The organism is Cetobacterium sp. 2G large (assembly GCF_014250655.1).
GTDB classification, from domain to species: Bacteria; Fusobacteriota; Fusobacteriia; order Fusobacteriales; family Fusobacteriaceae; genus Cetobacterium_A; species Cetobacterium_A somerae.
Genome location: NZ_JACHTH010000007.1, coordinates 319,310 through 332,917 on the forward strand (window position 1 = coordinate 319,310; position 13,608 = coordinate 332,917).

The following is a 13,608-nucleotide window of genomic DNA, read 5'->3' on the forward strand; positions in this document are numbered from 1 at the left end:
TAATCAAATACTATCTCTTTGAAATTTTATTTTTTACAACCTCATAAATATAGAACAATATAGGAATTAATATCAATGTTAATAGTGTAGAAAATATAAGTCCAAAAATAACTGCTATAGCCATTCCCTTATACATTTCACTACCTTGCCCAATTCCTAAAGATAAAGGAACCATTCCAAATACTGTTGTCATTGTTGTCATAAAAATTGGTCTTAGTCTCGTTCTTCCAGCCTCTAATATAGCTTCTTTTAAAGGTAACTCTCTTTCTAAAAGAATCTTTATATAATCTATTAAAACTATTGCGTTATTTACAACTATTCCTGCTAGCATAATGATTCCAACAAAAACCATTGTATTGGTCTTTTGCCCAGTTAATAAAAGTCCACTATAGACACCTATAACTGAAAGAGGAACTGTTCCCATAACAATAACTGGTAAAATATATGATTCAAATTGTGCTGCAAGTATAAAATAAACTAAGAACATCGCTACTACAAAGGCTGCCTTTAACTGCTCATTTACTTCAGCCATATTTCTTCCACTTCCACCAAAAGAATATGTTATCGTTTTAGGTAAACCTGCTTCGTCTAAAATCTCTTTTATATACTTTTGACCTGTCACTAAATCGAGCCCATTCGTAGTATTAGCATCAATGGTTACCATTGTAATCTTATCCTCTTTATCTATTCCGTAAGCTCCCTCTCCTATTTCAAAAGTAGCTATATCTTTAAGTTTTACAACTCCACCATCTTTTGATTTTATTCTTAGCTCTTGAACCTTTTCAGGTGAGTTTCTAAACTCTTCACCAAGTCTTAAACTTACGTCTACCTCTTCATTTGCTGTTTTTATCTTTATTGGAGCTCCACCTAATATTTGGTAACTTACTGAAAGCGTTAAATCATTAACTTTAACTCCATAGTATTCCATTTTTTTTCTATCTAAAAGTATTCTCACTTCTGGATTTCCATTGACCATAGAGTTATTTATATCTGTAAATCCTGGATTTGCTGCCATTTTTTCTGAAATTACTTTTGAAACATAACCTAATTGATTTAGATCATCAGATTTTAAAATTAAAGTTATATCTCTTCCTGTTCCTCTTCCAAAAGCCATTCTAGGAACTAAGTTTAACTTTACATCTGGAATATGTGATATCTTTTTTCTCGTTTCATTCATAATCTCTTGAACTTTTTTATCTCTATCACTTTTAGGACCAATATCTATCATAACAGAAACAGCTTCTTTACTAACTGAAGATATAAATTTTTTCGTTTGTGGATCTTTCCCAACAATAGCTTCTAACTCTTTTGTAATTCTATTTGATTTTTCAATCTCCATACCACTTGGCATTTCAGCTATAATAGTATAAACTCCATCGTCAGTTGTTGGCATAAATTCTCCACCAATTTTTTTAGACCCATATCCTACAATAACTACAAATAGAACAACCATAGCTCCTAAAACTATACCTTTATATTTTAGTGATAGTATTAAAACTTTAGAGTAATACTTCTTTATAGTTTTTAAAATTTTTCCTTCTTCATGAACTGTAGTTTTAGATTTTAAAATTCTACTACATATCATAGGAACAAATGTTATTGCTATTATTAAAGATGCTAATAAAGAGAACGTTATTGAAAAAGCCATATCTTTATACATCTCTTTTGCTCTTCCCTCTCTTATAACTATGGGAATAAACACAGCGATTGTTGTTGCTGTTGAAGCTATTATTGGAATAATAACTTCTGAAGCTCCATTTTCCGATGCTTCCATCCTATCTTGTCCTAACTCAGTTAAGTGCCTAAAGATGTTATCTAAAACAACTATTGAGTTATCCACTAGCATTCCCACTCCTAAAGATAATCCCATTAAAGATATTATATTTAATGTCATTCCTTTAGCTCCAAAGAATCCAAATGTTGCAATTATTGAAACTGGTATAGCCACTGTTACAACTAGAGTTGCTCTCCAATCTCTTAAGAAAATAAATAGAATTATTCCAGCTAGAACAAGCCCTGTTATAGCGTTACTTTTTACTGTATTTATAGATGTAGTTATATCCACAGCAGAATCTCTATTTATAGTAAACGATGCCCCTTTAGGTAAAAGAGGCTCCATCTTTTTTAACTCCTCTTTTGCTATCTTAGAGATTTCAACTGTGTTTCCAACATCACTCTTTTCTATATTTATTATAATATTATCAATTCCATCAGTTCTACCATAACTATCTCTATCTTTTATACTTAACTCTACCTTAGCAACATCTGTTAGGTATAACGTTTCACCATTGGCATTTTCTAAAACAATCTCTTTTATGTCCTCTAAAGTTTTAGCCTCTCCTGAAACTTTTACTAAATACTCTTTATCTCCCTCTCTTATATATCCAGATGGAAAGTTTAAACTTGAACTTTTTAAAGTACTATATAAATCTGTTACTGAAAAATTATAAGCCTCTAACTTCTCTGGGTCAATTGTTACTTTAATCTCTTTTTCAAGTCCACCAAAGATACTAACACTTCCTACACCCTCAATTCTCTCAAGTCTTGGGATAACAACATTATCTGCAAAACTTTTTAAGTTTATTAAATCCTCTCCCCTTAGTCCAATAAGCATTACCCTATCTCCAGAAGATGAAGTTTTTCTTATAACTGGTTCATCTATATCATCTGGTAGGTTATTTCTTATTCTACTAACAGCTGTCACTAAATCGTTTACTTTATTATCTATAATAACACCATATTCAAACTCAACTGTCAGTGCTGATTTTCCCATAGTTGATTTAGTCGTTATTCTTTTAATTCCTTCTACACTTGTTAAACCTTTTTCCACTTCTTTTGTAACTAGCTTCTCCATATCATCTGGAGAGGCACCTTTCCAACTTACTCTAATTGCAGCCATTGGCATATTATAATTAGGCATAAGTTGTGTTTTTAAATTAACTAACGTCAATATCCCTAGTATAACCATTGATATTATTATCATCATGGTAACAACTGGACGTTTTATTGAAAACTGTACTATATTCATGTGTTCCCCCTAATCTATAATGTTTACCTTATCTCTATCCTCTAATAAAAATTGTCCCTCTGTTACAAGTTTCATATTAGAATAAAGTTCGTCACTTATAACCTCTTGTTTATCTCCATTAGAATATCCTCTTTCAATCTTTATTCTTCTAGCTTCATCATTTTCTACAACAAAAATATACGAATATAGTTCCTTTATAACAATGGCATTTTTAGGAACTAGATATCCATTTTGTTTACCAGTTTCAACTAGCACTTTAGAATACATACCTTTTTTTATTTTTTCCTCTGGATTTTCAATCTCTACTTTTATTTGGTATTTTTTATTATCTTTATTAGCTACGGGATTTATTTCATATACACTACCAAAATAGTTATTTTCAATTCCCTCTAAATCTATCTCTGCTTTATTTCCAACAGATAGTTGACTTATCTCATGAACAGAAACTCCTGTTTTTACAAGAATTTTACTAATATCTACAACTGTTACTAGATCAGTATTTGAAGGTATTTTTTCATAAAGCTTCAGATTTAAATCTGTAATAACTCCATCTAATTTAGATTTCACAACTAAATCTTCAAAATCTTTTTTAGCTGATAAATAAGTTGCTTCTGAACTTTTCAAATCACTTTCAGATTGAAGATATCCTGTTTTTTTAGTTAGATACTCATCCTCTGATATAAGATTTTTGTCATAAAGTTGTTTAAACTTTTCATAGTTTTTTCTTTTTATTTCAAAATCTGCTTTATTAGATACATACGTTGCTTGAGCTTTTAAGTAAGCTGATTGCACTTCTTGGTCCTCTAAAACTAATATAATTTGACCTTTTTTTACTTTATCTCCATTTTTAAAATTTATCCTTTTTACAGTACCACCTGTTTTAGTTACAACTTTAACCTCATTTAAAGGTTCTGTCACTCCACTTGATATATTTAGTCTTGTTATTAACTCTGGTTTTACTTCAGATACTTTAATATTTTTTCCTAGTTTTTCTTTAGAATTTTGTTTTGCATTACCATTACCACATCCAATTAGTATTAATGATATTAATATTCCCAGTAATTTTTTCACTTTTTTCCCTCCAATTGTTCTTTTCTATACTATATAAGCGAAGATCTATATGTTTCAAAGGCTACATAATAATCCAGTAATGCTGAGTTATAATCTACAGCTGCTTGTCTATATTGACTTTCTGATAATAAAAAATCCACAGTTGAAATTAGTCCCTCATTGTATCTCTCTGTATCTATATTAAAGTTTTCTGTTGCAGCTTCTAAAGCTTTACTTCTAGAATCTTTTAGTTGCTGTAAACGTATTAACTCTCTATAATTTTTTGTAACAGATAGTTTTATACTATCTGATGTTAACTCTTTATTTATAGACTCTATACTCTCATTGTTTTTTGCTACATTGTATTCATCAATTCCACTTCCAAATGAAAATACATCCCACTTTACAGAAACTCCCCCTCTCCACTCTGCATTGTCAAAACTATTTTCAAAGTTATGACTCTCTTTTGAAGTTCCGTATGTTGCAAAGGCGTCAACTTGTGGTAACAAACTTGATCTTGCCACTATCTTTTCAGCTTGAGCATAATCAACTTTATTCACTGCCAATTTAGCAGATAAACTATTTGTTAGTGCTTCATCTAAATCTTTTCCAAAATCAATGCCTGATGTTAAATTCTCTGGTACTTGGAAATCCTTTAAAGTAATATCTTCGTTATTTGGAATCATTAACTTCAGTTTCAAATCCTTTTTAGCTATTTCTAAGTTTGTTTTAGTTCCAGTTATTTGTGCTTCTAAATCTAAAATAGAATACTCTGTTTTTAATAGATCAGCTTTTGTAACTAACTTTAAATTTAATTGCTCATTTTGTTTATCATATCTAGCTTGTAACTCTTTTCTAGAGCTTTCTAAAACTGTTAGATTTTTTTCAAAATTTATTATACTTGAATATAAAGAGATAATATCTAATCTCACATCTCTTTTTTCAGCCCAGAAATATAAATCAGCTATATTTTTAGATGCTTTTGCACCTAAAATTCCACCTGTTATAGCTCCACCTCTAAATAGTGGTTGATAAAGTCCAACACTTTGTGAGTATCCACTTTTTTCTCCATTACCTATTGTTCCATCAGAATTTACTATATCTATCATACTACGTGTAGTATGTTCCGCTCTTTGAAATTGACCATTATAAGTAACCTTTGGCAAAGATGTTTTAAAAACTCTTTTCACATTTAACTCTGCGTTCTCTTTAGAAAGTTCAGATGTTTTAATAGTTTTTCCATTTTCTAAAGCCAAGTCAATTGCACTTTCTAATGTTAATTCCCTTGAAAATGCTACTGTTGAAAACAAAACTAGCAACCCTAATAACTTTTTCATTTATTCCTCCTGAATCTATATAAATTTTTTTTACATTATTCTACTTTAACTTTGTGTATTTTTTGTGTATTAAAAAAAAGTTGCAGATTTTTTTCTGCAACTTTTTTATTTACTCTAATTTATAACTCTTCTGTAGTAAATTCACTGTAACCTTCGTAGTAGTAACTGATATCTATTCCTTTCATGAATAGATTACGATCATTAATTTTAGTAGTTAACGCTGCTTTTAAAAGATATTTAATTTCAATATCTTTAATAACACTTCTTTCCATAGCTGATAAATATTCATCCTTATCAACAAGATTCCAATCAATTACTTGCTTGATATTTTGTTTTAATATCAAATCAAGCCATATACGAGTTGCTCTTCCATTTCCTTCACGAAAAGGATGAGCAATATTCATTTCAACATATTTCTCAACAATTTCTTCAAATGTTGTTTCAGGCATAGTGTCTATATATTTTAACGAATGTTCAAGATACATTAAAGGTGCAAAACGAAAATTTCCTTTAGCTATATTAACTGTTCTTAACTTTCCTGCAAAATCATATATATCTTCAAATAAATATTTGTGAATATACTGAAGTCCCTCAAAAGTTCCTATTTGTACTGCTTTAATATCTCCAGAATCAAAAAGTTGTTTAGCTTTTTGTTTACTAATCTTCTCCTCTACTTTTGAAAGTTCTATCTGATTTTTAATATTTAATCTGTTTTCTAAAATCATATTTTATTTCACCTCAATCTTTTATTCCTTTTTCATATCTATTTTTCTTATATTATACCATACCTTTAAAATCCATTTCTATTTTTTCAGATTCTACAGGTGAAGAGTTCCTCACGAAATATTTTCAATAGATCTTTTTTAGTTTTTTCATTTGTTACAATAAACTCTCGGATATTCCAATCTTCATTTTTAGATTTCTTAGTATTAATTGTCAAATAACCTGCTGCTATAAGTAATGTGAAAAATTTTGAAAACCAATGTTTACCATTCTTTTCTATAATTAGAATAACCGACTCTTCCCAACTGATTTTAAACTCTTCACAAAATTCTTTAAAATCTCTAAAACTAAATCCATGTAGATCTAATTCCAACTCTTTTTTTATTAAATTTTTTAAAAGTTTTTCAAGACCAGTGTCATATATATCTCCAACTTGAGGAATTAAACAGTATCTAAATATCTCTAATGGATTATACACTATCTCTCCTGAAATAACATATCCTGAATAATATTTTTTAATCTCTTCTAAATTGTCTATTAAATCATACTCTTTCAAAATTTCGTTCAACTCTTTTTCTGAAATTCCAAAATATTTTAAGTTTTTATCAAAAATTGTAGATGCAGCTAAGTTATTAACTTCATCCATTATAATCCTTGTTGTTCCTGTAATAACTGCAAATGCACACGGGCTATCCTTTAATCCACTTCCATACAAACTCATTAAAAAACTTTTTATATCTCCTAAAGATTCCTTTCCAAATGCATCTAACATTGGAGCATCATATTCATCTATTAAAATAACAGCTTTTTCTCCATAATATTTTTCCAATAAAATTGATAAATCCATTAGAGTCCATTTATAAAAAGCTTTTTCTTCATCTAATAAAATCTCATCAAATTTCCTTCTATTATATTCATTTAAACTTTCTCTTATATAAATATGCTCTTTATATAAATCTCTTATTCTCTTTTTCATCTCTTCTAAAAATTCATCATACATTTCCACGGGCATATTTTTCATAGAAATATATATTACTGGATATTTCCCTTGCTTACTCATATTTCGTGATGTTTCTATATTTAATCCTGTAAATAGTTTTTTATTATACTCAGCATCTTTTTTATCTAAAAAATATCTTAATGTACTTAAATTTAGAGTTTTTCCAAATTTTTTAGGTCTTGCTATTAATTGGACAGCCACTCTTTTTTCTAAAATTTCATGTATGAAGTCTGTCTTATCTACATAATAGTAGTTTCTTTCAATTATTTCTTTAAAATCATCTATATTTATTGGAAGTTTTTTCTTCATTATACTCTCTCCTTTTTATGTTTATAATAACACTTTTGTAGACTATAGTCTATTGGTTTTTTTTTAAAAAAAACATAAAATTAAAAAATGAATATAAAAATAAAATTTGGAAAACGTTTAAAAGAAATTAGAAACAAAAAAAAAATAACCCAAGAAAAACTTTCAGAACTTGCTAATATTGATAGAAGTTATATTAGTGATATTGAAAGAGGAGTAAAAAGTGTATCTCTAGAAAAAATAGATCAACTTGCAAAAGCTTTAGATATTAACATTGTTGAACTATTTAAATTTTAAAAAATTGAAAAAAGTTGTAGATTTTCACTCTACAACTTTTTTATTTACTCAACTTCACTTTCAATAGCTACATCTTTTCCACTAAAAGCCATTCCTATTTTTATAACTTTTGATACTCCATTATTTTTCATAGATGTATCGTATTTCTTTTCATTTATTTGAGCTAAAGCTTCTTTAGCTTTATCTTCAATAGAATTTTTATCTCCTATTTTAAATTCAAATATCAACCCATAATTTCTTTTATCTTTAGGCTCTAAAGCTATATCATATCTTCCATACCCACTTTCTCTATTAGAAGTTATTATATATTTATCTCCTAATGTCTAAAGAAACTTTTGATTTCTTGGTTAGGTATTTTTAAGGAATATGATTTAAGTCCAGTTATCGTAGAAATTCTTATATCTTCATATGTTAAATATCCTGAAAATAACATTAAAGACCAAATAGTATTTATATTATCTAAATCATCAAAAATTATATTCTCCGAAATTGTTTCCCATATTGTTTCACCTTTAAATACTAGCTCTAACTCTTCGAATACCTTTTCATCGTTTTTAGTCAATAATTGTTTTATCAAGGTATTATCACTTGTATTTACCCAATATGGATTTAACTCATTTTTACTAGCAAAATTAATTAATGACCATGGATTATAAACTAGCTTATTTCCAAATTTATATCCATTATACCACTTTTTAACCTCTTCTAATTCATACTCTAACTCATAGTATTTTAACAACTCTTCTACTTCCTCTTCAGTCAACCCAAAATGATTAAAATCTCTATCTAAAATTGTTGATACTGCAAGATTATTTAGTCCTGAAAATATACTTTCTTTAGCTACTCTTAATATCCCTGTAAGCACTGAAAACTCTAAATATGGATTTCCTTTTAATGCTGCACTTAAAAAGTTTCGAAAGAAAAATATTGCCTCATCATAATACCCCTGTGAGTGTGCTGTAACTAATGGCGTATCATATTCATCTATCAATATTATCACTTTCTTCTTATATTTTTCATATAAAAATTTTGATAAATCTAAAATGGCATTTTCTTGATTTTCTCTTTTCTTCTCCAAAGTTAAATTATATTTATCATATTCATTTTGCAATAATAAATGCAACTTATTTAAGCAAAGGTCCCAATTATTAACCTTTATCTCTTTCAAACTTATATATATTACTGGATACTCTCCCATATACTTCATTTTATCCGTATTTGAAATATCTAGTCCTTCAAATAGCTTTTTATTATTATCTTTGTCCTCTATATTAAAAAAATAGTTCAGCATTGACATATTTAAAGTTTTTCCAAATCTTCTTGGTCTTGATAATAGTGTCACTTTTGATTTTTTACTTAATAGTTCATTTATTAATAAAGATTTATCTACAAAATAGCAATTACTTTCTATTATCTCTTTGAAATCATCTATCCCCACTGGCAGACTTTTCTTAATCATGCTTTCACCTCACTATATATTTTCTTATATTATACCATACCTTATATTTTTAAACAAAAAAAGTAGTGCATTCACACTACTTTAATTTATCTAAATTTGTTCTACTTTTTTAAAACTTTCAATAAACTCCTCAATATAATCTATCACATCTACAAGTATTCTATCTCCAAGATCTACTGTTGAATTTTTAGGATCATATGGTCCTATCCAACCATTTGGAACAACACTTTTAAAACTTCTCATTATTTTAACATTTCCATTTTTATAGTTATGAAGTGTTATGTACTTATTCGTTATTTCATTTGATAACTCATTTATTACTAATGGTTCACAGTATTCTAAATTCACAGAGTCTCTATCTATTGCCATAACTGTACTTGTCTCTTGAATATCTCCATGACCACCATCATAATCTGGATTTAAAAGTTTAGCCAAATTCCACCAATCAATAGTTGCTACTAATCCACCTTTTTCAAAAGTATCTAACCCCACTTGATCTAAAGCTGATATATTTCCTCCATGGCCATTAACAAATATGAATTTCTTCAATCCGCTATTTAGTAATGAATCTATTATAGAGTTTAAAATATTTATAAGATTAGTACTTCCTATATTTATAGTTCCTGGAAAATCTTTAATTGATTGACAGTTTCCATAAGGTATTGGTGGAAGAGTTAAAATATCATCTCTATGAGAAAGTTTTGATACTATATAGTCTGGTATTATGTAATCTGTTCCAAGGGGAGCTTGAGCTCCATGATACTCAATACTTCCAATAGCAATTATAGCTATTGGAGATTTCTTCATAAAGTTTACAACATCTTTAGCTGGAGTATTTGATATATTCATAGTTCACCTCTCTTTATTTATTAGAAAATTTTACATTATATAAATCAAAATATCCTGTAGGATGTAGAACAAAATTTTCTACATATTTTTGTGTAGCAACGTTTTGATTATTATAAACCATAGTTACAGATGGCATTTCCTCTTGAATTATTCTTTGAGCCTCTTTATAGTTAGCCATTCTTTTCTCTTGATCTGTTGAGACTCTTGCTTCATCAAGAAGTTTATCCACAGTAGCGTTTGAATAGAAAGATCTATTTCCAGGTCTTCCGTGAGCTGAACTATGAAATACTGGATATAATCCATAGTCCGGATCTCCTGTTACAGTAATCCATCCTAGAATATACATATCATGTTCTCCAGCTGCTGTTCTATCTATATATGCTCCCCATTCAAGAGTTTCAATAGTTGCATCAATCCCAATTGTTTTAAATTGATCTTGTAAAATTGTTGCTATATCTTTTCTAATTGTATTATCATTTATCCAAATAGAAGTTTTAAATCCATTTGGATACCCTGCTTCTGCTAAAAGATTTTTAGCTTTTTCTACATTATACTCATAATTTTTAACATCCTTATTGTATCCTGGAATTTTTGGACTTAATGGTGAATTCCCTGGAACTGCAGTATTTTTATATGCAACCTCTATTATGTCGTCAACATTTATAGCATGAGCAATAGCTTGTCTCACTCTTACATCATCAAAAGGTTTATGTTGAGTATTTAATCCTAAATAAGCATTTCCTAAAGATTGCTCCATTAGAAATTTTAAATTTTCATTACCTTTTATCTTATCTATATCAACTGGTTCAACATCATAAACTATATCCGCTTCACCAGTCTCTAAAGCTATTGTACGGTTTGTCCCCTCTGGAATAGACTTTATTACAATATTTTCAATTGGTGTTTTTCCTAAATAATAGTCAGGATTAGCTTTTAGGAATATTCTATCTCCTGCTAACCATTTATCAAAAATATATGGTCCTGTTCCAATTGGGTTTTGATCATACTTTCCATTAGCATCTACAACTGCTTTTTCATTTAATATAACAGCTCCTGGGTGAGACAAGTGACTAAGAAGTGGTCCAAATCCATCTTTTGTTACTATCTCCACTGTGTAGTCATCAATAACATTCACAGCTTCTATTTCACTTATAAGAAAAGAAACAGTTGGTTGATTTTTCATTCTATCTAATGTAAATTTAACATCTTTAGCTGTTAGTGTCTCTCCATTATGAAACTTCACATTTTTTCTTAAATTAAAAATAGTTTTTCTTTCATCAATTTTTTTCCAACTCTCTGCTAAACCTGGAACAATATTCATATCCTTATCTTTTTTTAACAGTCCATCATAAATTTGATTATAAACTCTTACAGTTGGAGTATCAATAGCTTTTTGTGGATCCATTGTTCTTGCATCTGACCCTTGAACTATAACAAGAGGTTTCTCCTCTTTCTTCTCCTCCTTTTTTTCACATCCTAAAAGAGTAAGCATCCCAATAATTAATAAAAATATTTTTTTAATCATAATCCCCTCCCACTTTTTAAAAAACTTTTTTTATTTTTAAGGACAATGATAACATATTTTTATACAATTGTCTTATATAAGAATATAATAAGGCTTATATATAAGGTAACTAATAAAAAAAAGCTTTCATTATTATGGATATAACCTCAAAATTTATAGATTTCTCTTCATTTCAAAGGAAAAATAAAGTAAAATATAAATGAACATTAAAAAATTAATCCAAAAGAGGTGAAAAATGAAAGTAAAAAATATACATTTTAAAAATCATAAAGTTTTAAAAAATCTAGATATAGATTTTACTAATAATGGTGAAGTTCTTGATACCGTGGTTATTGCAGGTATTAATGGAAGTGGAAAAACAAATCTTTTAAAATATATCTATGATTATTTTTATAAAGAATACTATTATAATAATAATTTAACTAACTCTCTGGAGGTTCTATTTGAAAATGAAGAAATTTTAGTTAAAGAAAAATTAGATTGGGGATTTATAAATTATTTAAGATCTTATGAACATTATAAAAAAAATGATTCTGAAAATTCTAACTATCAGATACTTAAAAGCAATTTAAAAGTTTTACCTAAAATTATATATATTCCAACAGAAATTAATTTTCAAAGTATTCAAACACAAACTAACATGTTAGAACGACACTATAATTTTTTAAATATTGTAGATACAGGCCTAATCTCGAATATAGCTTCATATATAGCCACAAGAGTTACTTATATTAGCAATACAGAGGAAGATTTAACTGGAAAAGAGGTTAGAGAAAAGGTAGCTAAAGAGATCAATGATATCTTTTCAATTTTAGATTTAGATATAAAGTTACAGGGACTTTCTAGGGATGAAAGAAGTATGCCTATTTTTTCAAATTCTACAGGTGAAGAGTTCGATATAAACGAGTTATCATCTGGTGAAAAGCAACTTTTTGTAAGAACTTTAGCGATAAAAATGTTAGAACCTGAAAACTCTATTATTTTAATCGATGAACCAGAGCTATCCTTACACCCAAAATGGCAGCAAAAAATTCTCGAAGTGTATAAAAAAATAGGAAAAAATAACCAGATTATTGTAGCAACTCACTCTCCTCATATATTAGGAAGTGTTCCTAAAGAAAACCTTATAATTCTAACTAGAGATGAGAACGGAGAGATAAAAGCTTTAAAAGATGAAGAACTTTATAGCTCTTTAGGTCAACCTGTAGATAGAATTTTAGAGGATATTATGGGCCTTGAAACAACAAGAGATCCAAATATTTTTAGGTCTTTAAAAAAATTAAGAGAACTAGTTGACAATAACCAGTATAATTCTGAGGAATTTAAAAGTTTAATGAAAGAAATGACTGCTACCCTAGGAGGAACAGATCAAGATTTAATGCTGATTAAAATGGATATTAACATTAAAAAAAAGCAAAATGAGCAAAGGGGGGAATAAACTTGTTCAAAGTTAATAAAACCGCTGAGCCAAAATTTTTTCAAGAGTTTAAAAAGAAACATTCGCTTTCTAACTGGAATCAATACGATTCTTATCGTTATATAAAGCAACAACTTAGAGAATACTCTCTTTTTGAAGAACAAGAGTTATGCTGTCCATATTGTGAAATTGAAATAGATGTAGATACAAGTGAGACAGAACATATTAAGCCAAAAGATATATTTCCTAATGAATTTCAAGATTTTAATAATCTTATAGTTGCTTGTAAAAGTTCTAAAAGGTGTGGAAATAGTAAAGGAAGTCAATGGAGTTCCGATTTTATAAATCCAGTTCTAGAAAATCCACAAGATTTTTTAACATATGATATTAAAACAGGAGAGGTAAGACCTAAAAATTCTATAGGAACTGATTATGAAAAAGCTAAGGTAACAATTGATATACTAAACCTAAATGATAAAAGATTAGCTGAGGCTAGGAAAAATTTCATATTAGGAAATAAATACTCTATTGATTATTTAGAACCTGAGGGTGAGTTTAGAACTCTAAAAGAGTTTATGATTGAGAATAAGGATAGTATTACATCTGTTTAAACGATC

12 protein-coding genes are annotated in these 13,608 nt (G+C 28.3%); 3 read left to right on the forward strand and 9 right to left on the reverse strand.

Translation table 11 applies throughout. From position 1 onward, the window contains the following. Positions 1-10 precede the first annotated feature (10 nt). The 5 genes from H5J23_RS12085 to H5J23_RS12105 form a co-directional block, all read right to left on the reverse strand. The gene (locus tag H5J23_RS12085; RefSeq protein ID WP_185892494.1) at positions 11-3,028 is read right to left on the reverse strand and encodes an efflux RND transporter permease subunit; all 3,018 of its coding nucleotides are present in this window, start codon (positions 3,026-3,028) and stop codon (positions 11-13) included. Positions 3,029-3,037: 9 nt separating this feature from the next. After that, the gene (locus H5J23_RS12090) at positions 3,038-4,099 is read right to left on the reverse strand and encodes an efflux RND transporter periplasmic adaptor subunit (protein WP_185892496.1); all 1,062 of its coding nucleotides are present in this window, start codon (positions 4,097-4,099) and stop codon (positions 3,038-3,040) included. Positions 4,100-4,128: 29 nt separating this feature from the next. Continuing rightward, the gene (locus H5J23_RS12095; protein ID WP_185892498.1) at positions 4,129-5,415 is read right to left on the reverse strand and encodes a TolC family protein; all 1,287 of its coding nucleotides are present in this window, start codon (positions 5,413-5,415) and stop codon (positions 4,129-4,131) included. A gap of 119 nt (positions 5,416-5,534) precedes the next feature. Further along, positions 5,535-6,140, reverse strand: a complete 606-nt coding sequence (gene fic, locus H5J23_RS12100; RefSeq protein WP_185892501.1) for a protein adenylyltransferase Fic — start codon at positions 6,138-6,140, stop codon at positions 5,535-5,537. Between the two features lie 86 nt (positions 6,141-6,226). Further along, positions 6,227-7,447: an AAA family ATPase gene (locus H5J23_RS12105; protein ID WP_185892503.1), complete on the reverse strand. Its 1,221-nt coding sequence runs from the start codon at positions 7,445-7,447 to the stop codon at positions 6,227-6,229. 87 nt (positions 7,448-7,534) lie between these two features. Between H5J23_RS12105 and H5J23_RS12110 the strand changes: the two genes are divergently transcribed. Then, positions 7,535-7,741 carry a helix-turn-helix domain-containing protein gene (locus H5J23_RS12110; protein WP_185892505.1) on the forward strand — a complete coding sequence of 69 codons (207 nt, stop codon included), beginning with the start codon at positions 7,535-7,537 and terminating at the stop codon, positions 7,739-7,741. 44 nt (positions 7,742-7,785) lie between these two features. Here H5J23_RS12110 and H5J23_RS14355 read toward each other — a convergent pair whose 3' ends face one another. The 4 genes from H5J23_RS14355 to H5J23_RS12125 all read right to left on the reverse strand — a co-directional run bounded on the left by H5J23_RS14355 (position 7,786) and on the right by H5J23_RS12125 (position 11,574). Then, positions 7,786-8,046, reverse strand: coding sequence for a PD-(D/E)XK nuclease domain-containing protein (locus H5J23_RS14355; protein WP_370523863.1), 261 nt, complete (start codon positions 8,044-8,046; stop codon positions 7,786-7,788). An 11-nt stretch (positions 8,047-8,057) separates the two neighbouring features. Further along, positions 8,058-9,200, reverse strand: a complete 1,143-nt coding sequence (locus H5J23_RS12115; RefSeq protein ID WP_370523853.1) for an AAA family ATPase — start codon at positions 9,198-9,200, stop codon at positions 8,058-8,060. Positions 9,201-9,290: 90 nt separating this feature from the next. Next, positions 9,291-10,049 carry a creatininase family protein gene (locus H5J23_RS12120; RefSeq protein ID WP_185892507.1) on the reverse strand — a complete coding sequence of 253 codons (759 nt, stop codon included), beginning with the start codon at positions 10,047-10,049 and terminating at the stop codon, positions 9,291-9,293. A 13-nt stretch (positions 10,050-10,062) separates the two neighbouring features. Then, on the reverse strand, positions 10,063-11,574 hold the full coding sequence (locus H5J23_RS12125) for a glutathione ABC transporter substrate-binding protein (protein ID WP_185892509.1): 1,512 nt from the start codon (positions 11,572-11,574) through the stop codon (positions 10,063-10,065). A gap of 235 nt (positions 11,575-11,809) precedes the next feature. Here H5J23_RS12125 and H5J23_RS12130 point away from each other — a divergent pair, with 235 nt between their 5' ends. Next, positions 11,810-13,012 carry an AAA family ATPase gene (locus H5J23_RS12130; RefSeq protein WP_185892511.1) on the forward strand — a complete coding sequence of 401 codons (1,203 nt, stop codon included), beginning with the start codon at positions 11,810-11,812 and terminating at the stop codon, positions 13,010-13,012. 2 nt (positions 13,013-13,014) lie between these two features. Then, entirely contained in the window at positions 13,015-13,602 is a 588-nt protein-coding gene (locus H5J23_RS12135; RefSeq protein ID WP_185892513.1) for a retron system putative HNH endonuclease, read from the forward strand. Positions 13,603-13,608 lie beyond the last annotated feature (6 nt).

What these genes read in the sequence shown, in the direction of transcription:
- H5J23_RS12105 (WP_185892503.1), bottom strand. Translation starts at nt 7,447, where the DNA reads ATGAAGAAAAAACTTCCAATAAATATAGATGATTTTAAAGAAATAATT.
- H5J23_RS12085 (WP_185892494.1), bottom strand. Translation starts at nt 3,028, where the DNA reads ATGAATATAGTACAGTTTTCAATAAAACGTCCAGTTGTTACCATGATG.
- H5J23_RS12125 (WP_185892509.1), bottom strand. Translation starts at nt 11,574, where the DNA reads ATGATTAAAAAAATATTTTTATTAATTATTGGGATGCTTACTCTTTTA.
- H5J23_RS12130 (WP_185892511.1), top strand. Translation starts at nt 11,810, where the DNA reads ATGAAAGTAAAAAATATACATTTTAAAAATCATAAAGTTTTAAAAAAT.
- fic (WP_185892501.1), bottom strand. Translation starts at nt 6,140, where the DNA reads ATGATTTTAGAAAACAGATTAAATATTAAAAATCAGATAGAACTTTCA.
- H5J23_RS12115 (WP_370523853.1), bottom strand. Translation starts at nt 9,200, where the DNA reads ATGATTAAGAAAAGTCTGCCAGTGGGGATAGATGATTTCAAAGAGATA.
- H5J23_RS12095 (WP_185892498.1), bottom strand. Translation starts at nt 5,415, where the DNA reads ATGAAAAAGTTATTAGGGTTGCTAGTTTTGTTTTCAACAGTAGCATTT.
- H5J23_RS12110 (WP_185892505.1), top strand. Translation starts at nt 7,535, where the DNA reads ATGAATATAAAAATAAAATTTGGAAAACGTTTAAAAGAAATTAGAAAC.
- H5J23_RS12120 (WP_185892507.1), bottom strand. Translation starts at nt 10,049, where the DNA reads ATGAATATATCAAATACTCCAGCTAAAGATGTTGTAAACTTTATGAAG.